Source organism: Methylomicrobium album BG8 (assembly GCF_000214275.2).
In the GTDB taxonomy this organism is placed as follows: Bacteria; Pseudomonadota; Gammaproteobacteria; order Methylococcales; family Methylomonadaceae; genus Methylomicrobium; species Methylomicrobium agile.
This window is the reverse complement of the sequence record NZ_CM001475.1, coordinates 2,148,666-2,168,592: the sequence shown is the minus strand read 5'-3', so window position 1 is coordinate 2,168,592 and position 19,927 is coordinate 2,148,666. Positions and strand designations below refer to the sequence as shown.

The 19,927-nt window shown below is 59.8% G+C and carries 15 protein-coding genes; 13 read left to right on the top strand and 2 right to left on the bottom strand.

The features are described 5' to 3' along the window. Positions 1–25: 25 nt before the first annotated feature. The 13 genes from METAL_RS09325 (at position 26) to METAL_RS09265 (ending at position 13,580) form a co-directional block, all read left to right on the top strand. Positions 26–991 carry a glycosyltransferase gene (locus METAL_RS09325; protein ID WP_157203456.1) on the top strand — a complete coding sequence of 322 codons (966 nt, stop codon included), beginning with the start codon at positions 26–28 and terminating at the stop codon, positions 989–991. 52 nt (positions 992–1,043) lie between these two features. Next, positions 1,044–2,003, top strand: coding sequence for an NAD-dependent epimerase/dehydratase family protein (locus METAL_RS09320; protein ID WP_005371736.1), 960 nt, complete (start codon positions 1,044–1,046; stop codon positions 2,001–2,003). After that, on the top strand, positions 2,000–3,145 hold the full coding sequence (locus tag METAL_RS09315; RefSeq protein ID WP_005371734.1) for a glycosyltransferase: 1,146 nt from the start codon (positions 2,000–2,002) through the stop codon (positions 3,143–3,145). Before METAL_RS09320 ends, METAL_RS09315 begins: the two co-directional genes overlap by 4 nt. After that, complete coding sequence (locus METAL_RS09310) at positions 3,142–4,380, top strand: glycosyltransferase family 4 protein (RefSeq protein ID WP_005371732.1); 1,239 nt, start codon at positions 3,142–3,144, stop codon at positions 4,378–4,380. The genes METAL_RS09315 and METAL_RS09310 overlap by 4 nt, the downstream gene beginning before the upstream one ends. After that, positions 4,377–5,240 carry a dTDP-4-dehydrorhamnose reductase family protein gene (locus tag METAL_RS09305; protein ID WP_005371730.1) on the top strand — a complete coding sequence of 288 codons (864 nt, stop codon included), beginning with the start codon at positions 4,377–4,379 and terminating at the stop codon, positions 5,238–5,240. The genes METAL_RS09310 and METAL_RS09305 overlap by 4 nt, the downstream gene beginning before the upstream one ends. A 21-nt stretch (positions 5,241–5,261) precedes the next feature. Next, complete coding sequence (locus METAL_RS09300; RefSeq protein ID WP_005371729.1) at positions 5,262–6,272, top strand: polysaccharide biosynthesis protein; 1,011 nt, start codon at positions 5,262–5,264, stop codon at positions 6,270–6,272. Next, a complete protein-coding gene (wecB, locus tag METAL_RS09295; protein WP_005371727.1) occupies positions 6,265–7,392 on the top strand; it encodes a non-hydrolyzing UDP-N-acetylglucosamine 2-epimerase in 1,128 nt (375 codons plus the stop codon). Before METAL_RS09300 ends, wecB begins: the two co-directional genes overlap by 8 nt. Continuing rightward, positions 7,389–8,375: a UDP-glucose 4-epimerase family protein gene (locus METAL_RS09290; protein ID WP_005371725.1), complete on the top strand. Its 987-nt coding sequence runs from the start codon at positions 7,389–7,391 to the stop codon at positions 8,373–8,375. Before wecB ends, METAL_RS09290 begins: the two co-directional genes overlap by 4 nt. Then, positions 8,372–9,391 carry an MraY family glycosyltransferase gene (locus METAL_RS09285; RefSeq protein WP_005371723.1) on the top strand — a complete coding sequence of 340 codons (1,020 nt, stop codon included), beginning with the start codon at positions 8,372–8,374 and terminating at the stop codon, positions 9,389–9,391. Before METAL_RS09290 ends, METAL_RS09285 begins: the two co-directional genes overlap by 4 nt. Beyond that, complete coding sequence (locus METAL_RS09280; RefSeq protein WP_005371722.1) at positions 9,388–11,478, top strand: polysaccharide biosynthesis protein; 2,091 nt, start codon at positions 9,388–9,390, stop codon at positions 11,476–11,478. The genes METAL_RS09285 and METAL_RS09280 overlap by 4 nt, the downstream gene beginning before the upstream one ends. A gap of 202 nt (positions 11,479–11,680) precedes the next feature. Continuing rightward, positions 11,681–12,601, top strand: coding sequence for a LysR family transcriptional regulator (locus tag METAL_RS09275; protein WP_005371721.1), 921 nt, complete (start codon positions 11,681–11,683; stop codon positions 12,599–12,601). Further along, a complete protein-coding gene (locus METAL_RS09270) occupies positions 12,598–13,191 on the top strand; it encodes a class I SAM-dependent methyltransferase (RefSeq protein ID WP_005371720.1) in 594 nt (197 codons plus the stop codon). The genes METAL_RS09275 and METAL_RS09270 overlap by 4 nt, the downstream gene beginning before the upstream one ends. Then, entirely contained in the window at positions 13,188–13,580 is a 393-nt protein-coding gene (locus METAL_RS09265; protein ID WP_005371719.1) for a rhodanese-like domain-containing protein, read from the top strand. The genes METAL_RS09270 and METAL_RS09265 overlap by 4 nt, the downstream gene beginning before the upstream one ends. Positions 13,581–14,429: 849 nt before the next feature. Here METAL_RS09265 and METAL_RS09260 read toward each other — a convergent pair. Together METAL_RS09260 and ttcA are read right to left on the bottom strand one after the other, a co-directional pair. Continuing rightward, complete coding sequence (locus tag METAL_RS09260) at positions 14,430–18,665, bottom strand: DEAD/DEAH box helicase (protein ID WP_005371718.1); 4,236 nt, start codon at positions 18,663–18,665, stop codon at positions 14,430–14,432. A 254-nt stretch (positions 18,666–18,919) separates the two neighbouring features. Then, entirely contained in the window at positions 18,920–19,822 is a 903-nt protein-coding gene (ttcA, locus tag METAL_RS09255; RefSeq protein WP_005371717.1) for a tRNA 2-thiocytidine(32) synthetase TtcA, read from the bottom strand. Between the last annotated feature and the right edge of the window lie 105 nt (positions 19,823–19,927).

Here is a 19,927-nt window from a genome sequence, read left to right as displayed (position 1 = left end):
CCGGCTGCGGTCCGAAAGCGAAATAATGGCGGCGTGGCCGGACGCCTGTCCGGCCGTCAGCATCGTTTGCGCGACTTTCAACCACGAAGCTTACATCGAGGACGCCCTGCGCGGTTTTTTGCTGCAGCGGACGGATTTTCCGTTCGAAATCGTGATTCACGACGATGCCTCCGCCGACAACACCCGCGCCATCGTCCAGCGTTATGCCGATGCCTATCCGACGCTGATCAAGGCCGTACTGCAAACCGTAAACCAGTACAGCCGGGGCAAGAAACCCGTTCCGCTGGCCGCAGGCCATGCGAAGGGCCGTTATGTCGCCCTGTGCGAGGGCGACGATTTCTGGATCGACCCTGGCAAACTGCAGCGCCAATTCGACGAGATGCGAAAGCATCCGGCATGCGACATCAGTTTTCACGCCGCCGCCGTGCTGCAGGCGGATGAAACGCTGGCACCCGTCGCCGATTACGCAAAACGGGTAACGGTCATTCCGGTGGACAGGCTCATTGCCGCCGACGGCGCCTTTTGCCCTACCGCGTCGTTGATGCTGAAACGCAGCCTGTTCGACCGGCTGCCGGACTGGTATTATGAAAAAGCGCCGGTCGGCGATTATTATCTGCAGGTTATCGGCGCCTTGTCCGGCGGCGCGCTTTATTTGCCCGACGCCATGTCCGTCTACCGCCCTTTTACCGCCGGTTCGTGGAGCGCCTCCCTTTACCGGAAGGAGAAAGCCGGAATCGTCGCGCATACCGAAAGAACGCTGGATTGCCTGGCGGAACTGGACCGCTTTACGGACTACCGCTATTCCGCCAGCATCGGCCGGGCCCGGTCGCTGCAGGCCTTTTCGGCGGCGATTTTGTTTCTCAAAAAGAAACATGTGCGGGAATCCTGGTATTTCATGAAGATGAGCTGGTCGTCCTGCCGTCGGCTTTTTATCGGGCAATTGTTCTCGTTATCGAAAAAACTGGCCCGGCGAACCCTCTTCGGCCGATGAGAGAACGACCCATCCTTCCCGTAACGATTCAGCGCAATCCCATTTAACCTCCATGACTCAAACGCTTGCCATCGTCGGCGCGACCGGCTACATAGGAAGGCATCTGATCGACTCGCTGGCGAACGACGGCGATGTCCGGATCAAGGTACTCGCGAGGACGCCGCAAGGGGAAGGTCGAGATCCCCGCTGGCCGACAGGCGTGGAAGCCGTGCCGGGCGACCTGAACGATGCCGAATCCATGCGGGGCCTGCTCGAACCCGGCTGCACGGTGGTCAATCTGGTCTACCTATGGGATGCCGGAGAACAAGCCAACCTCGAAGCGATCCGCAATCTGCTCGATGCCTGCCGCGCCGCCCGCATCGGCCGGCTGATCCATTGCAGCACCGCCGCGGTTTCCGGCCGCGTCGCGGACGACCGGATTACCGAGGAAACCGCCTGCCGGCCGGTCACCGAATACGGAATGACCAAACTGAAGGTCGAACAGACGATTCTGGCCTCGGCGAAAGACCGTTTCGACGCCGCCATCCTTCGCCCAACCGCCGTTTTCGGCCCCGGCGCGGAACCGTTGAAAAAACTGGCCGCCGATCTGCTGCACGGAAGCCGCTGGCGCAATTACCTGAAATCCTGCCTTTTCGGACGGCGGCGGATGAACCTGGTCCATATCGGCAACGTGGTTGCGGCCCTGGGCTACTTGATCCGCTACGAAGGACCGGTTGGAAACAAGGTCTTCATCGTGTCGGACGACGCTGACCCGAGCAATAACTTTGCCGACGTGGAACGTTATCTGATCGGCGCGCTCGGAGTGCCCTCCCATCCACTGCCGCGGCTGCCGCTGCCATTGGGCTTGCTGAGCCTGCTGCTGCGTACGTTGGGCAGAAACAATATCAATCCGCGCTGCAATTATTCGCAAAACAAGCTCGAAACCTTCGGCTTCAAAAGCCCGGTCGATTTCGAGACGGGCCTGGCGAATTACGCGGCCTGGCGCCGGGCGCAGCCGGATAGCCGATCATGAAGATCCTGAACGTCAACTCCTCTCTGAGCTCCGGAACCGGCGGCGGCACTGCCGAACGCACCTTCCAGATGAGCCGCTTCCTGGCGATGGAAGGCAACGATTGCACGGTGCTGACGCTCGATGGCGGCCTGGATGCGGCCCGGATCGAAGCGCTGAAACCGGCCCGCCTGGTGGCTATTCCCCTGCTCTGGCCACGGTTCCACCTGCCGCGGATGCGCTGGCGGACGATCAAGGCGCTGGTCGAGGAGGCGGACATCATCCACCTGATGAACCACTGGGGCATGCTGAACTCGATGGTCTATTGGGCCGCCCGCCGCGCCCGGAAACCTTATGTGGTCTGCCCGGCCGGGGCGCTGCCGCTGTTCGGGCGCTCGCAGTTGTTGAAGCGGCTCTACAATCTGCTCGTCGGCCGGGCGATCGTCCGTTATGCCGCCGGCTGGATCGCGGTCACGGCGGCCGAGTTCTCCCAGTTCGAAAGCTATGGCGTGCCGTCCGAACGGATCACCGTCATTCCGAACGGCGTCAGCCCCGACGACTTTCCGGCTGTCGATACCGCCGAATTCCGGCGCGCAAAAAAATTGCCGGACGTACCGTTCATTCTGTTTATGGGCCGGCTCAGCCCGATCAAAGGCCCCGACCTGCTGCTGCAGGCGTTCACTTCGTTACAGGAGCGGATCCCCGATTACCATCTGGTTTTCGCGGGTCCCGACGAGGGCATGCAGGCTGGGCTTGAAGACGCGGCGCGTCAGGCCGGCATCGTAGAACGGGTGCATTTTCTGGGGCTGGTCGGCGGCCGGGACAAGGCGGCGGCCTACCGGGCGGCCCGCCTGCTCGCGGTGCCTTCCCGCCAGGAAGCGATGTCGATCGTGGTGTTGGAAGCGGGCGTCTGCGGCGTTCCGGCCATGCTGACCGATCAGTGCGGGTTTTCCGAAATCACCGCGATCGATCCGGGCCTGGAAACGCCGGCTACCGCGGAAGGCATTGCCGCCGGCCTGGAACGTCTGCTGCTGACTCCGGGCCTGCTCGAACGCACCGCAGGGGAATTACGGGAACTGGTCATGCAGAAATACACCTGGCCCCGTATCGTAGGACAGTATGTAAAATTGTACCGCACTCTCTTACCGACATCCGCCGGCCCATGAAGATACTGCTCGTCAGTCAATATTTCTTTCCGGAAGCCTTCATCGTCAACGATCTGGTCCGGCGCCTGAATGATCTAGGCCATCAGGTGACCGTGCTGACCGGCAAGCCGAACTATCCGCAGGGCAAGATTTACGACGGTTACCGGCTTGGAGGCATTCAGCGCGAACGCTACGCCGAAGCGGTCGAAGTAATCCGCGTACCGCTGCTGCCGCGCGGCAAGGGCGGCGGCCTGCGCCTGGCGGCCAACTACCTGTCGTTCGTGCTGTCCGGCCTGGTCCTTGCGCCCCGGCTGCTGCGCGGCAGGCCCTTCGATGCGATCCTGGTGTTTGCGATTTCGCCGATTACCCAGGTGATTCCGGCGATGCTGCTGAAATGGCTGAAAGGAGCGCATCTGGCGGTCTGGATACAGGATTTGTGGCCGGAGAGCGTCAGCGCCACCGGATTTATCCGCGACCCGTGGCTGTTGAAGATGATCGGCTGGCTCGTGAAAGGCATTTATGCGGGATCGGACACGTTGTTGGTACAATCGCGGGCTTTTACCGAACCGGTCGCACGTTATGCACGCAGAGACAAAATCGTTTATTATCCCAACTCTTTCGAGGATAAAAACGAAACGGCCGCCGATGAGACCCTTGTGCCCGAATGCCTGCTGGAGACGCTCGAAAACGATTTTTGCCTGGTCTTCGCCGGCAATCTCGGCACCGCGCAGTCGCTCGGCACGCTGGTCGGTGCCGCGGAGCGGCTGCGGCATCTTCCGGACCTGAAATTGGTCGTCGTCGGCAGCGGCAGCATGCAGCCCTGGCTGGAGCAACAAAAAAGCGGGAAAGCGCTGGACAATCTGCTGCTTGCGGGCCGCTTTCCGCCGGAAGCGATGGGGCCGATCTTCCGCCGCGCCAAAGGGCTCCTGGTCACATTGAAACGCGACCAGATTTTTTCCTGCGTGATTCCGAGCAAGATTCAGGCGTATCTCGCCGCCGGCCGGCCGATCCTCGCCGCGCTGGACGGCGAAGGCGCGAAAGTGGTGGAAGAAGCCCGCGCAGGGCTGACCTGCCCGGCCGAAGATGCCGAAGCGCTGGCCGAGTGCATCCGGAAACTGCATGCGATGGACGATGCCGAGCGCGATGCGCTGGGCCGGTCCGGGCGCGCCTATTTCCTTGAACAGTTCGAAATGGCGGCGCAAACGCAGCGGTTAGTCGAAATTTTTAACCAGAGAATAAAGGAAACACGGAGATGAGCGGGAAAGTCCTGGTACTCGGCGCCACCGGCATGCTCGGCAATGCGGTGTTCAGGTATCTGTCGGGCGATCCCGGGCTGCAGGTCTGGGGAACACTCCAGAGCCCTGCGGGCAAGCGTTTTTTTGCGGAGGCGCTACAACCTTATCTGCTCGCGAACGTGAATGTGCTCGATTTCGACACCCTGGTCGGCGTTTTCGGGAAAATCCGCCCCGACGTGGTGATCAATTGCATCGGCCTGATCAAGCAACTGGCGGATGCGAACGATCCGCTGGCCGCCCTGCCGATCAATGCGATGCTGCCGCACCGGTTGGCGAAATTGTGCGCATTGTCCGGCGCGCGCCTGATTCATGTCAGCACCGACTGCGTTTTTTCCGGCCGCCAAGGCATGTATCTTGAAACCGATCCTTCCGATGCGGAAGACCTGTACGGTAAATCCAAATACATCGGCGAACTGCATGACGTGCCGCACGCGGTCACGCTGCGCACCTCGATCATCGGCCGCGAACTGTTCGGCCATGTCGGCCTGGTCGACTGGTTCCTGTCTCAGGAAGACCGCGTGAAAGGCTATCGGCAAGCTGTCTTTTCGGGCTTGCCGACCGTCGAACTGGCCAGGATAATGCGCGATTTCGTGATCCCGAATCCGGCCCTGTCCGGCCTTTACCACGTTTCGGCCGCGCCGATCGACAAATATGCGCTGCTGAAAGAGGTCGCCGAGGCCTATGAGAAAACGATCGAAATCGTACCGGACGATGCCGTATGTATCGACCGTTCGCTGGATTCGGCGCGCTTCCGGCAAGCCACAGGCTATGTCCCGCCCACCTGGCCGGAACTGATTTTGATGATGAAAAATTTTGGATGACGGAGTTTACCGGGCACACCGATGTTTGATGATAAAGTCTTGATGATTACCGGCGGCACCGGCTCGTTCGGGCATACGGTGCTGAACCGCTTCCTGGACACGAACGTCCGGGAAATCCGCATTTTCAGCCGCGACGAGAAAAAACAGGAAGACATGCGCATCGCGCTGGCGAACGACAAGGTCAAGTTTTACATCGGCGATGTCCGCGATTACACCAGCGTTTCCGAGGCCCTGAGCGGCGTCGATTATATTTTTCACGCCGCGGCGCTGAAACAGGTGCCGTCGTGTGAGTTTTATCCGATGGAAGCGGTCAAAACCAATGTGATCGGCACCGAGAACGTGTTGAATGCGGCGATCGCCAACGGCGTCAAACGCGTGGTCGTGCTCAGCACCGACAAGGCGGTCTATCCGATCAATGCGATGGGCATCTCGAAGGCGATGGCCGAAAAAATCATGGTCGCCCGCTCGCGGATGATTCCGGAAACCGGCACGGTGGTCTGCGCGACCCGCTACGGCAACGTGATGGCTTCGCGCGGCTCGGTGATTCCGCTGTTCGTCGGCCAGATCAGGAAAGGCGAGCCGATTACCGTGACCGACCCGAACATGACCCGTTTCCTGATGTCGCTGGAAGACTCGGTCGATCTGGTCCTGCATGCGTTCGAGCACGCCCGGCAGGGCGACATTTTCGTGCAGAAGGCCCCCGCCTCGACGGTCGCGGATCTGGCCCAGGCGCTGAAGGAACTGTTCGGCAGCGCCTCACCGGTCAAAGTGATCGGCACGCGCCACGGCGAAAAGCTGTACGAGTCGCTGATCTCGCGCGAAGAAATGGCCAAGGCCGAGGACATGGCACGCTATTTCCGGATTCCCGCGGACAACCGCGACCTGAACTACAACAAATATTTCGTCGAAGGCGAGGCCCATATTTCGGAACTGGACGATTACACCTCTCACAATACCGTGCGTTTGAACGTAGCGGAAATCAAACAACTGCTGATGACGCTGGACTACATCAGGAAGGAACTCGATGCTTAAAGTGATGACCTTGATCGGCACGCGCCCGGAACTGATCAAGATGAGCCGGGTGATCGCCGAACTCGACCGGTACACGCGGCACCTCCTCGTGCATTCCGGGCAGAATTACGATTACGAATTGAACCAGGTATTTTTCGACGACCTGGAAATCCGGAAACCGGACTATTTCCTCGGCGTCAGCGGCGAAACTGCGGCCCAGGCAATTGCGGACGTGATTGCAAAGGCCGACGACGTGTTCGCGAAGGAAATGCCCGACGCCCTGTTATTGTACGGCGACACCAATACCTGCCTCGCGGTGATCGCCGCGAAACGGCGCAAGATTCCGGTCTTTCACATGGAAGCGGGCAACCGCTGCTTCGACCAGCGCGTGCCCGAAGAACTGAACCGCAAGGTGCTCGACCATCTGAGCGACATCAACCTGGTGCTGACCGAGCACGCCCGCCGCTACCTGATCGCCGAGGGCATCCGGCCCGAGACGATCATCAAAACCGGCTCGCACATGCGGGAAGTGCTGGATTATTACCGGCCGAAAATCCTGCAATCCGACGTGCTGGCGCGCGAGCGGCTCCGGGAAGGCCAGTTCTTCATCGTCAGCGCGCACCGGGAAGAAAACGTCGACCACCCGGAAAACCTGCGCGATCTGCTCGCAACGCTCAAGGCGCTGGCCGATACCTATCGACTGCCGGTGATCGTATCGACCCATCCGCGCACCCGCAAGCGCCTGGAAGCGCTCGGCGAGTCGCTGGAACACCCGTTGATCCGCACGCTGAAACCGTTCGGTTTTCTCGATTACATCCGGCTGCAGATGGCGGCGTTCTGCGTATTGTCCGACAGCGGCACGATCACCGAAGAAGCTTCGCTGCTGAATCTGCCTGCCGTGACGCTCCGCCAGACGCACGAACGGCCGGAAGGGATGGATGTCGGCACCTTGGTGATGTGCGGCCTGAGGCAGGAAAACGTGCTGGACGCCGTCCGGACCGTAACCGGCCAGCATGACCGGACGCGCCGGATCATTCCCGAGATAGCCGATTACCAGGCGGGCGAAGTCTCGAAACAGATCGTCAGAGTGGTGCTCAGCTACACAGGTTACGTCAACCGTACCGTCTGGTCGAAAACATGAACACCGCCGGCACAAGCGAACTGAACATTCTGATTACCGGCGCCAACGGCTTCATCGGCAGCGCCTTGACGAAACGCTTGCAGGCCGATCGGCGGTTTTCCGTCCGGGCTGCGGTGCGGAGCATGACGGGGCTCGGCCGGACGGCCGGCGCCGAAGTATTCGAAACCGGCGATCTGGCGGCAGACACCGACTGGCAGGCCGCGTTACAAGGCATCGGCGTGGTCGTCCATCTCGCCGCGCGCGCCCATGTGATGCGGGATACCGCGGCCGATCCTCTGACCGAATACCGCAAGGTCAATGTCGACGGCACCTTGAATCTCGCAAGCCAGGCGCTGCAGGCCGGCATCAAACGCTTCATTTTCATCAGCTCGATCAAGGTCAACGGCGAGCAGACGCCGCTGAACCGCCCATTTCGCGCGGAAGACCATCCTTCTCCGGTAGACGCCTACGGCATTTCCAAACGCGAGGCCGAAGACGGTTTGCGTGCATTGTGCGCGAATTCGGGCATGGACTTCGTGATTATCCGCCCTCCCCTGGTTTACGGCCCCGGAGTCAAAGGCAATTTCCTGACGCTGCTGCGCTGCCTCGATAAAGGCCTGCCGCTGCCGCTGGCTTCCATCCGGAACAAACGCAGCCTGGTCTCGGTGGACAATCTGGCCGATCTGATCGTGATCTGCATCGAACACCCCTCGGCCGCCAACCAGACGTTTCTGGCCAGCGACGGCGAGGATCTTTCCACGCCCGAACTGTTGCAACGCACCGCGGCGGCGATCGGAAAAGAAGCCTGCTTGTGGAGCGCGCCGGTCGGGTTATTGCATTTTGCCGCGCAATGCGCCGGCAAGACCGAGGCGATCCGGAAACTCTGCGGCTCCTTGCAGCTGGATATCGCCAAAACCTGTGAGCGGCTCGGCTGGCGCCCGCCGGTGGCTATCGATCAGGCCCTGCAGGCCACCGCCCGGTATTATTTGGGAGCCCGCAAGTGATCGAAGCCGGCGGTTTGCTTCTCTCGGCCCTGGCGGCGTTCCTGCTCACCGGCCTGATTCGTCGTTATGCCTTGCGCTCGAATCTGATCGATGTCCCGAACCGGCGCAGTTCGCATACGCAGCCGACCCCGCGCGGCGGCGGCATGGCGATCGTGGCGGTGTTTTCGGCCGGCCTCGTCGCACTGTCCGCCCTGGACGTACTGACTGCCAACCAGAGCCTAGCCTTGATCGGTGCCGGTACCTGGGTCGCCTTCATCGGTTTCCTGGACGACCATCGCCATATCCCGGCCGGATGGCGGCTTCTGGCGCATTTTGCCGGCGCGGGCTGGGGCCTTTACTGGCTGGGCGGCTTTCCGCCTCTGCTCTTGTTCGGGGAGACGGTCGATCTCGGCGGATTCGGCCACCTCTTCGGGCTCCTCTATCTGGTCTGGCTGCTGAACCTGTACAATTTCATGGACGGCATCGACGGCATCGCGGGCATCGAAGCGGTCACCGCCTGCCTGGGCGGTTCGATGTTGTTTCTGATCGGCGGCCATTACCAAGCCTGGCTGGAACCGGCCCTGCTCGCGGCCGCCGCCGCCGGTTTCCTGCTCTGGAATTTTCCGCCCGCCCGGATCTTCATGGGCGATGCGGGCAGTGGTTTTTTAGGCATCGTCCTGGGTATGCTCTCGCTGCAGGCGGCCTGGCTGGACCCGGCTCTTTTCTGGAGCTGGCTGTGCCTTCTGGGCGTGTTCATCGTCGACGCGACCTGGACCTTATGGCGGCGCTTCCGGCGCGGCGAAAGGCTGCACGAAGCGCACCGCAGCCATGCCTACCAGTTTGCGGCGCGCCGTTACGGCTCACATAAAACCGTAAGTTTATTCGTCGGCGCGGTCAATCTGTTCTGGCTGCTGCCGTCGGCGATCCTGATCGGCCTCGGCGTATTGAACGGTATCGCGGGCGTCGCCCTGGCCTACCTGCCCCTGCTTCTGTCCGCGATCAAATTCAACGCGGGCGGCGAAGAAATGCGCGGATGAAGTCCCGGCTGGCGCATTGGTTCATCGGGCAACCCCGCTCCCGGAAAGCCCTGATTCTGATCGGGGCCGATGTCGTGTTTGCGGTCCTGGCTTTATGGTCGGCTTTTTCGCTGCGCTGGGGCATCCTGTTCGTCCCTCGAAATATCGAGTGGACGCTGATCGCGGTCGCGCCCATGCTGGCCGTTCCGATTTTCATTCGCCTCGGCCTGTACCGGGCCATCATCCGCTATATCGAAATCAAAGCGTTATGGACGATCGTACAGGCGGTCGCTCTCTATGCCGGGGCCTTCGCGGCCATTTATTTCCTGCCTTTCATCTTTTACGAGAGCGGCATCCGCAACCTGCCGAGGACGGTCCCCATTCTGAACTGGCTGATCATGACCCTGCTGGTCGGCAGCAGCCGATTTTTCGCGCGCTGGTGGCTCGGCGACACCTATGCCCGGCTCGGCGGCGGGCATAAGTTCTCCCTGCAGCCGAAGAAGAAAGTGCTCATTTACGGCGCCGGCAGCGGCGGTGTGCAGCTGGCCTCGGCCCTATCGCTCGGCCGCGAATTCGAACCGGTCGCCTTCATCGACGACGATTCGTCGCTTCATAAACACAAAATTCACGGTCTCAGGATTTATCCGTTTTCGGCCCTGAGTTACCTGATCGACCGCTACGCGGTTTCAAGCGTCCTGCTGGCGATACCGTCCGCCAAAAGATCGCGCCAAAGCGAATTGATCCGGATGCTCGAACCCTATGCCGTGCATGTCCTGTCGATGCCGTGCGTATCGGAAATCGCCGAAGGTAAAATCACTTTCGATAGCCTCCGCGAAGTCGGCATCGAGGATCTCCTGGGCCGAGATCCGGTGACGCCCAACCCCGATCTGCTGCATGCGAATATCACCGGCAAAACGGTCATGGTGACCGGCGCAGGCGGTTCGATCGGATCGGAACTGTGCCGGCAGCTCGTCGCGCTGCAGCCGTCCGCGCTGGTGCTGTTCGAACTGAGCGAATACGCCCTGTACGCGATCGAACGGGAGCTGCTGTCTTCCCGCAACGGCGGGAACGAAAGAACGCCGATCTATGCGATCCTGGGCTCCGTAACCGATGCGCCGCGCCTGACCAAAATCTGCAAAACTTTCAAGGTACAGACGATCTACCACGCGGCCGCCTACAAGCACGTACCGATCGTCGAACACAATCCGGTCGCGGCGATACGCAACAATATATTCGGCACTCTGCGCTCGGCCGAAGCGGCCGTAACGGCGCGGGTCGAAACCTTCGTGCTAATCTCGACCGATAAGGCGGTACGCCCGACCAACACGATGGGCGCTACCAAACGTTTCGCCGAACTGATCCTGCAGGCCTTCAGCGCCGAGCCGTCCGTCCGGCAGTCCACCCGCTTCACGATGGTCCGCTTCGGCAACGTTCTCGGCTCTTCCGGCTCGGTCGTGCCGTTGTTCAAGGAACAAATCAAACACGGCGGCCCGGTCACGGTCACCGACCCGAATATCATCCGTTATTTCATGACGATACCCGAAGCCGCGCAACTGGTCATTCAGGCCGGGGCGATGGGCGGCGGTGGCGACGTCTTCGTGCTCGACATGGGCGAGCCTGTCCGCATTCTCGACCTGGCCAAGCGGATGATTCATCTGAGCGGCCTCGAAATCAAGGATCGAGAACATCCGGACGGCGAAATCGAAATCCGCTTTACCGGGCTCAGACCCGGCGAAAAACTTTACGAAGAATTGCTGATTGGAAACCATGTAACGGAAACCGAACATCCCCGCATCATGCGCGCCGAAGAACACGTAATCGCCTGGGCGGACCTTCGTAAACGTCTGGAATGCCTGGACAGGGCGGCAGAACGGGACGATCACGTACAAATTCGGGAAATTTTGCTGCAAGCGGTCTCGGGCTTCGCGCCGCAATGCGGCATCGAAGACTTGCTCTGGAAACGGGCGCAATCCGGCGCCGCAATGCCGGGCCCCGAAGAAATAGACAAAAAAAAACCTCCCTTCGAAAATGGCGAAGGGAGGCGGAAAAATCAAGCAGCGAATAAATTTGAGGAGGCGCCGCCCGATGAAACAGAGAAAAATCTGTGACGCTCTTACTATACAGTCTTTAAAATAGGATACAATAACGCATATAATAAATTCATTGTTTCCTCATATGAAACAACTTAAAATTTCGACGATGTACCGCTCCCTCACTTTGGCCGCATAGGATTGGCAATCCCGTCCTGCGATTCCGCGTTTCCCTTAAACCTTAAACCCGCCAAACCCAGCTTGATTGCAGGAGAATCCCGTGGATAAATTGACCAGCATGAACGTTTTCGTCCGTGTCGCGAAAGCGGGAAGCTTTGCCGGCGGCGCCCGCGATCTGGATATTTCCCGGGCGATGGCGACCAAGCACATCATCCACCTGGAAAGCGCGCTCGGCACCCGCCTGTTCAACCGCACCACGCGCAGCCTGAGTCTGACCGAAGTCGGCGCCGCGTATTTCGAACGCTGCCAACAGGTCCTGCTCGACATCGAGGAAATGGAATCGCAGGTCACTCACCTGCAGACCGAGCCGCGCGGCTCGCTGCGGATCAGCGCCCCGCCGGTAATCGGCGCCACCCATATCGCGCGCGCCATCTCCGAATTTCTGAAGCTGCATCCCGACCTGAACATCGAACTGACCATCCAAAGCGGCCCCGGCGACATGATCGAAGACGGCATCGATCTAGCGATTTATCTGGGCACGCTGAACGACACCAGCATGGTCGCGCGCAAACTGGCCAGTTCTTCGCTAGTGGTCTGCGGATCGCCCACCTATTTCGCCAAACACGGCATTCCCGAGACGCCGCAGGATCTCGTTCACCACAGTTGCCTGATCAACTGGGCCATTCATCCCAAAAACAAATGGCCGTTCAAAAGCGAATCGGGTTCCCAGACCATTACCGTCTCGGGCCGCCTGCAAGCCAACGTGGCGGATGCGATCCGCATCGCGGCGATCAACGACATGGGGCTGGTGATGCTGCCGATCTACATCGTCGGCTGGGATATCGAACGCGGCAGGCTCCAGCCCGTGCTCCAGAATTACCCTTCGCCGCCGCTGGATGTGCATGCGGTTTATCCGCACCGGAAATATTTGTCCGCGAAAGTCCGCGTATTCATGGAATTTCTGCAAACCTGGCTGGAGCCTCGCGTCAGCAAGCCCGGGGGGGACTGCCCCGAAACATGAATGAGCTCCAGGAAAAATGGGACCGGCTCTACAGCCTGGACGAACCCGGCAACCAGGCCCCGGTGCCGCTGCTGGCCGAAAACGCGTTCCTATTGCCGTCCGAAGGGCATGCGCTCGATCTCGCGTGCGGGCTCGGCGCCAACGCGATTTTTCTTGCCGAGCATGGCCTGAAGGTCGTCGCTCTCGATATTTCCGCCGTCGCGATCGAAAAGTTGCAGACTTATGCCGGCCGCCGCCGGCTGGCGATCGAGGCGCACCGGACAGCCATCAGCTCCGCTTCGCTGCCTTCTTCCGCCTTCGATGTCATCGCGGTCGGCCGTTTTCTTGACCGCGGTTTGAAGGATGCGATAATGAACGCCCTGAAACCCGGCGGCTTATTGTTCTATCAAACATTCACCCGCCTGAAAATCGGCGACGAGGGTCCGAAAAATCCCGCCTATCTGCTGGACCGCAGTGAGCTGCTGACCCTGTTTCTGCCGTTGCGCCCGGTTTTTTACCGGGAAAATGCGGCGATCGGCGACCTCGGGCAGGGACTCCGCAACGAAGCCCAATTTATCGGCCAAAAACCTGAGCAAGAAATAAAATCATGATCGAAAACCTGACTCCGCAACAATGCTGGGATTTGCTCCAGCGCGATCCGAATGCCGTCCTTGTCGATGTCCGCACTAAGATGGAACACGCCTTCGTCGGTCATCCGACCGGCGCCATCCATATCCCCTGGAAAGAAGCGCCGGACTGGCAGCTGAATCCGAACTTTGCCGCCGAGGTTGAGGCCGCCGTCCCGAATAAGGACGCCCCGATCCTGCTGCTCTGCCGCAGCGGGCAACGCTCGCTGGATGCCGCCAGGCTGCTCGAACGGGACGGTTACAAGCATCCGATCAACATTCTGGAAGGCTTCGAGGGACCGCTCGACGAGAACAAGCACCGCGGCAATCTCGGCGGCTGGCGCTTTCACGGCCTGCCCTGGGAACAAAGCTGAACCAGGCGCGCCTTCCCCGCACCGCGCGCCCTGTGCGCAGATAATTACTGCACGCTTGCAGACCCCCGCACGGGTCTACGCTCTTTTTCCTCATGCAGTCCCTTTCATTTTCCTCCGGCGCAGCACTTCCAGCTTCCCCTGCTCTTTTCTGCCACCTGCGGCTAACTCTCCTCCCACGCCAAAGAAGATAGAAAACCAATTAATTCATAAGTTTAAGATAAATTCTTAATGAATCTTAGGATGTTTAGCCAGCTCTTTTTAACAAACCTTAACAAACAATCATAACTTATTGTTTAAATAAGTTTTATTGTGCCAGTCGCGTAGTCGTGTAGGTCGGGCACGCGCTTTTTGTGCCCGATATTTTCGATGTGACACGGTTACGGATCATCGAGCACCCTCTTCGCCGCCCAAATGTCGGGCAACGGTGAAGCTGTTGCCCGACCTACCAGGCTACCAAGCTTCACCGTCCAAATGCTTCAAACGGGATAAAGATGATTCTAAAGTAGAGCGAAAGAAGAAACCGGCAGAAATTACGGTGTTTGTTCCACGCGGAACTCTTGACAAATCACTTGACACGACTTTAACTATCGCCTCTAAGTTACATTAACTTCCGCCTTTAAATCACATTAATAATATTTCATAAATATCTGTTTTTATTTTTATTATTAATGAAAATAAATTTTGGTTTCTTATGCCCTTTCCGGACAATTACGGCAGTCTCAGTCCGGAGATCTCATCTTCGATTTGGGCCGTCTCCGTTTTTTGAATCCGGCGAAGGAGGGACCGGAGCCTAATTTCAAAAACGCTCCGAGCCGCCCAAAAAGGATCGAAAGGATCGCGGCCTCCTCGTCAATCATCGCTGCGCATCAAACTCAGCAAATCGTCCGCCGAAACCTTGCCGCTGACGTCCGCACCTTCGAGCAGGCTGTCGGCAAGGTCGCGCTTGCGGCTGTGCAGCGCGACGATTTTTTCTTCGATCGTCTGTTTGGCGATCATCCGATAGATCGTAACCGGGCGCTGCTGCCCCATCCGGTGCGCGCGGTCGGAGGCTTGGTCTTCGACGGCCGGATTCCACCACGGATCCATGTGGATCACATAATCGGCCGCAGTCAGGTTCAGGCCGACGCCGCCGGCTTTCAGACTGATCAGGAACAGCTCGCCGTCGCCGCGCTGGAACGCATCGACGCGCTGCTGGCGTTCCTTCGCCGGTGTCGAACCGTCCAGATATTGATACCGAATGCCACGCCCTTCGACATAGTTTCGGATCAGTTGCAGATGGTCGACGAACTGGCTGAACACCAGCGCTTTGTGCTTGTTGTCGCGCAGTTCCTCGACGATTTCGCCGAACGCGGCCAGTTTGCTGCTCGGCAAGTTGATTTCGGCGTTTGCGAGCCGGCTGTCGCAGCAACTGCGGCGCAGTTTGGTGATCGCGGCGAGGATTTTCAGATGTTTCTGCCCCGGCGGGCCGTCGCTACTCGCAAGTTCGTTCAGGCTGTCGCGGCGGATCGCTTCGTAAAACGCCATTTCTTCGCGGCTGAGTTCGACATAAACCGGGATTTCGGTGCGCGGCGGCAGTTCCTGTAAGACCTGGGTCTTGGTGCGGCGCAGGATGAACGGCTGAATCAGCTTCTTCAGGCGCTGGCGGGCCTGGGCGTCGCGGTCGCGTTCGATCGGCCCGGCAAAACGCAGGGTGAACTGCTCCTGCGAACCCAACAGGCCCGGGTTGATGAAGCGGAACAGGTTCCAGAGCTCGCCAAGATGGTTTTCGAGCGGCGTGCCGGTCATCACGATCCTGAAATCGCCCTGCAGATTCATCGCGCCTTGCGAGCGGCGGGTCGCGGTATTCTTGATCGCCTGCGCCTCGTCGAGAATCACCGTCCGAAAGCGGATTTTCGCCAGCATTTCGGCAACGGCTTCCTGCTGCAGCAGGCCGTAGCTGCAGATCAGCAGGTCGTACGGTCCCAAACTCTCCAGCATGCCCTGGCGGTCGCCGCCGCCCAGTTGCCGGGGCTTCAGGGTCGGTGCGAAGCGGTTCGCCTCGTTTTCCCAATTCAGGCACACCGAGGTCGGCGCGACGATCAGCGCCGGACCGTCGGGCGCGCGTTCGACCAACAGCGCGAGGCCCTGGATCGTTTTGCCGAGACCCATGTCGTCGGCCAGGCACGCCCCGACGCCCCAGTGCGCCAGGCGCGAAAGCCAGACATAACCGTCTCTCTGGTAATCGCGCAGTTCCGCCTGGAAAGTCGACGGCAGCTCCGGCCGGAACTCGCGCGCGGATTTCAGGCGCTCGACATGCGCCTGCCAATGCTTGTCGGCTTTGAATGCGCCGCCGTCCGTGTCCCAGTCCTCCAGAGTCAAAGCCGCCAGCGGATTGATCCGGACGTTCCTGCCGCTGATGTCGGCGTAGGCCTGCAAGTCTTCCAGCCGGCGGCGGAACGCTTCGGTCAAAGCGACGAACTGGCCGTCCTTCAGTTGCAGGAAACGGCCTTTGCCGCTGCCGAGCAGGGACAGCAGCTCCTGCATTTCGATGACGGTGCGATCGTCGATCTTCAATTCGCCATCCAGCGCGAACCAGTCGTTAGCGCGTTTGATGTTCATGCTGAAATTCGTACTTCCGGCCTGGCCCAGCAGCCGGAATTTGACGCCTTCCGGCCATTCGACGATCGCCCGGCCTTCCGGGAGCGACTTGAGCTGCAGCAGCAGTTCGAGACATTGCTCGGGCTCTTCAAGCAGCCGCTCGCCGGCTTCGTCCTGCTCCGCCAGGCCCAAAGCCGGGCAGGCTTCGAGCAGTTCGGCGGCGCGCGTTGTTTCGAGCGGCAAGTCGCGCTTCGCCTGCAGCCGCCGTCCGTCGATTTCGGCAAAGACGCTTTCGCCGCCCCGGCCGGGCGCATAATACGCCCCGCCTGTCGCAAACGGCCTGATCAACAGCGCAGCCTTCAAGCCTTCGCCGAACGGCAGCAAATGCACGCGCGGCGTGGCGTCGGCGGCGACCTGTTCGGCGCCGCTCGAACTGCCGCCGACGTCCGAATGAACGGTCAACAGGCTCGAAATGCCGGTCAGAGTCTGCAGTACGCGTTCCTGCGCCGACATCGGCACTTCCAGACCCTGAGGCCCCAGCACCGAATAAATCTTTTGATGCTCGGGCGCGAATTCGACGACTTTCAGGCGCGTCGGACTTTCCTTGCCGACATGGATTTTAAGGTCGTGCCACGGCGCCGGGTGCAGTTCGATCCGTATCTTGTCGCCGCCTTTTCCCCGGCTGACCCGTAACTCGGGCTCGCCCTTGACCACTTCGACGCGCACTTCGGGCGAATCCGCCCAAAACAGCAACGGATGGCCGGCCAGAGCGAGCGGCATTCGGCTGCTGAATTCGTAAGAGACCGCCCCGTAGTACCAGCTGCCGCCGCGGAATTCCTTGATCGTCTTGCACAGTTTCAGATCGTGTTCGCTCAAATAATCCAAACTGTCACGCTCCTCGTAAAGGCGCTTCAAGGCAACCGTCCGGCCCTTGCTCCAGCCGCCCTTGGCCTGCTGTTTCTGTTCGCGGGGCTCGATGGCCACGGTATGGCCGTACTCATGATAGGACACCAGCCAGATCAGGCGGACCGACTTCTCCGGGGCCGCCGGCCGGTCAGCGCTTTTGCCGGCCGACGGCGCGATATTCAACAAGGCGTCCAGGGCCAGATCCCAATCGGGCCGGCTGACGAACAGCTCGGCCAGGGCAAGGGGTTGTTCGGCCAGAAAACCGGCATCCCAGCGTTCGCTCCCGGCAGGGGCGATTTTAGCGAATACCTTCGCCAGTTCGGCGGCCGGCCAGCGATAGCCGTTATTCTGTAAATGGGCGTATAAAGACTGCTGATTTTTGCTCACTTCCGTAACATGCCCGGCATCGACCCAACATTGGATCAGCCATAAAAACACATGCTGTAATGCATTCGGAATCACCATCGCCGCTTCCGGACGGCCGTCTTTACCGAAACCGGAGGTGAGTTTGAACGGCAGCGTCATTGCCAGAAGTTCGGTCCGCCGCTGCAGGTCGCCCTGCTGAAACTCGTGAAACAGCGCGAGGTAGCGGTAAACGTCGGTCCAGATCCCGCCCATCCTGCCCCCTTGGGCGAGCAGGTTCGGCAGCTTCGCGAGGCGTTCGCCGTCACGCTGTTTCATGATCGCGAGCGGATAGAATACCCCGGCCAGGCCGTAAAAATACGCCGTGCGTTTGCCGGTTTCTTTCCTGAGCGCCTGCAGCGCCTTTTCGAAACCGACAATTGCCTGCGCCGAATCGCCTTTCATAAAGGCCAGCGCGGCGGCGACAGCTTGCAATTCGGGCTCGGTGCGGGGCGTTATCCAACGCTCGAGTTCGTCCCAATCGCCGCGCAGCCATTGCAATTCGGCAAACACGCGCGTCGCCAGAGGCGCCTTGACGAGCCCCGGTTCGAGCGCACACCGGCTTAAAAAATCGTCAATGGCCGAGTCGGCATAGAGATGGCTCAATTGATGTAAGGCAATGTAACCGGCAATGTCGTGCAGGATGACCGGATGGCGCCTCTTCAACCACGCGGCATCGAACGGGTTCAAGATCCAGCGCAGATAGATGTCGTGATCGGGCGGCAAATTCAAGACATGGCGGCCGATTTTCAGGCATTCGTCGGCCTCTTTATACTCGCGGAGGTGAAAGCGGATTCGCGCTTCGCGCAGACAGTCGTCGGCCTTATCGTAGCGGTAATAGCCGCCGCGCACCGGCGCATGGCGGCCGATGCTGTCGGCGATTTTTCGGAAGGCGCGCGTTTCTTCCGCCAGCTTTCGGGTCAGCGGCTCGACAAAACGCCGTGCGCATCGGTAGGTACCTTGTTTAGGCGTTTTTTCGGCCAGCCGCGAGTCCTGCAAGGCTTCCAGCAGCGGCGCCAGCGTTGCCGGTTTGAACGCCTTGCCGTCCTTGTCTTTGAATCCGAGATCGAACAGACATTTGCCGATCAGCATCGGACCGGCATAGCCGTCATGAACGGCCAGCACGTCAAGGATGGCGCCTTGTTGGGGAGAAAGTTGTTCGTATGTTTTGAATTGTTCGGAGAGAATTGCGGAATCCATCACCAATGCTGACTCGTGTAAGGGTTCGGAGCGGACTGAGGGCGGTTACGGCTGTAGTTAGCCGAAGAAAAAATGTAGGAAGGGCAACGGCACGCATTGGAACGGTCTTTAGGAACCGCAGACCTATACTGCGCCGTAACCCGCCAAGGTTGCCGCAAAAGGCGGGTTCGGCGTGCGGAAAGCTTTGCCGAACCCGAAACTCAAAAGCGAAGCGCGCCGAACCCGCCCTACGTTTGACCAGGACGCGACGATCTTTATTCCGCCGTGCCCAGGATCACGGCCGTGCGCGCTTTCGCGAAAGCGCGGTCGAAAACCAGCGGCTGTTCGACGCGAATTGGCGGCGGTGCGTCATCGGCTCCGTCGCTGCGCTGCAAGCCGACAAAGTCGAACAGCTTCGCATCGGCCAATTGCGACGGCGCGACGTTCTGCAGGCTGGTGAAAATCGTTTCGAGGCGGCCCGGGAACTGTTTGTCCCAGCCTCGAAGCATCTGCTTCATCGCCTTGCGCTGCAGGTTTTCCTGCGAACCGCACAGGTTGCACGGAATGATCGGAAAGTTTTTGAAAGCGGAGAAGCGTTCGATGTCCTTTTCGCGGCAATACGCCAAAGGCCGGATCACGATGTTCTTCCTATCGTCGCTGAGCAGCTTGGGCGGCATCGCCTTCAGTTTGCCGCCGTAAAAGATGTTCAGGAAAAAGGTTTCGAGAAGGTCGTCGCGGTGATGGCCGAGCGCGATTTTGGTGACGCCGTGCTCTTCGGCGAAGCCGTACAGGATGCCGCGGCGCAGCCGCGAGCAGAGCCCGCAGGTCGTGGCACCCTCCGGAATCACCCGTTTGACCACGCTGTAGGTATCGCGCTCGATGATGTGGTAGGGCACGCCGATCGATTCGAGGTATTCGGGCAGCACGTGCTCGGGAAAGCCCGGCTGCTTCTGATCCAGATTCACCGCGATGATCTCGAACCGGACCGGCGCGGTTTTCTGCAGATTCATCAGGATGTCGAGCAAGGTGAACGAATCCTTGCCGCCGGACAGGCAGACCATCACCTTATCGCCGTCCTCGATCATATGGTAATCGGCGATCGCATCCCCTACGTTGTGGCGCAGGCGCTTTTGCAGTTTGTTGAATTGGGTGCGGGTTTTCGAACGGATATCGGACATGCGATGAAACAATTAAAGGGGTGGAAATTGCGTAGGGCGGGTTCGGCGCGCTTTGCGGGTTACTTTCAAATCAGGCAGACATTTCCGTGCGCCGAACCCGCCTTT

Coding starts and splice junctions, on each gene's coding strand:
- METAL_RS09325 (WP_157203456.1), top strand. CDS start 26: ATGGCGGCGTGGCCGGACGCCTGTCCGGCCGTCAGCATCGTTTGCGCG.
- METAL_RS09320 (WP_005371736.1), top strand. CDS start 1,044: ATGACTCAAACGCTTGCCATCGTCGGCGCGACCGGCTACATAGGAAGG.
- METAL_RS09315 (WP_005371734.1), top strand. CDS start 2,000: ATGAAGATCCTGAACGTCAACTCCTCTCTGAGCTCCGGAACCGGCGGC.
- METAL_RS09310 (WP_005371732.1), top strand. CDS start 3,142: ATGAAGATACTGCTCGTCAGTCAATATTTCTTTCCGGAAGCCTTCATC.
- METAL_RS09305 (WP_005371730.1), top strand. CDS start 4,377: ATGAGCGGGAAAGTCCTGGTACTCGGCGCCACCGGCATGCTCGGCAAT.
- METAL_RS09300 (WP_005371729.1), top strand. CDS start 5,262: ATGTTTGATGATAAAGTCTTGATGATTACCGGCGGCACCGGCTCGTTC.
- wecB (WP_005371727.1), top strand. CDS start 6,265: ATGCTTAAAGTGATGACCTTGATCGGCACGCGCCCGGAACTGATCAAG.
- METAL_RS09290 (WP_005371725.1), top strand. CDS start 7,389: ATGAACACCGCCGGCACAAGCGAACTGAACATTCTGATTACCGGCGCC.
- METAL_RS09280 (WP_005371722.1), top strand. CDS start 9,388: ATGAAGTCCCGGCTGGCGCATTGGTTCATCGGGCAACCCCGCTCCCGG.
- METAL_RS09270 (WP_005371720.1), top strand. CDS start 12,598: ATGAATGAGCTCCAGGAAAAATGGGACCGGCTCTACAGCCTGGACGAA.
- METAL_RS09265 (WP_005371719.1), top strand. CDS start 13,188: ATGATCGAAAACCTGACTCCGCAACAATGCTGGGATTTGCTCCAGCGC.
- METAL_RS09260 (WP_005371718.1), bottom strand. CDS start 18,665: ATGGATTCCGCAATTCTCTCCGAACAATTCAAAACATACGAACAACTT.
- ttcA (WP_005371717.1), bottom strand. CDS start 19,822: ATGTCCGATATCCGTTCGAAAACCCGCACCCAATTCAACAAACTGCAA.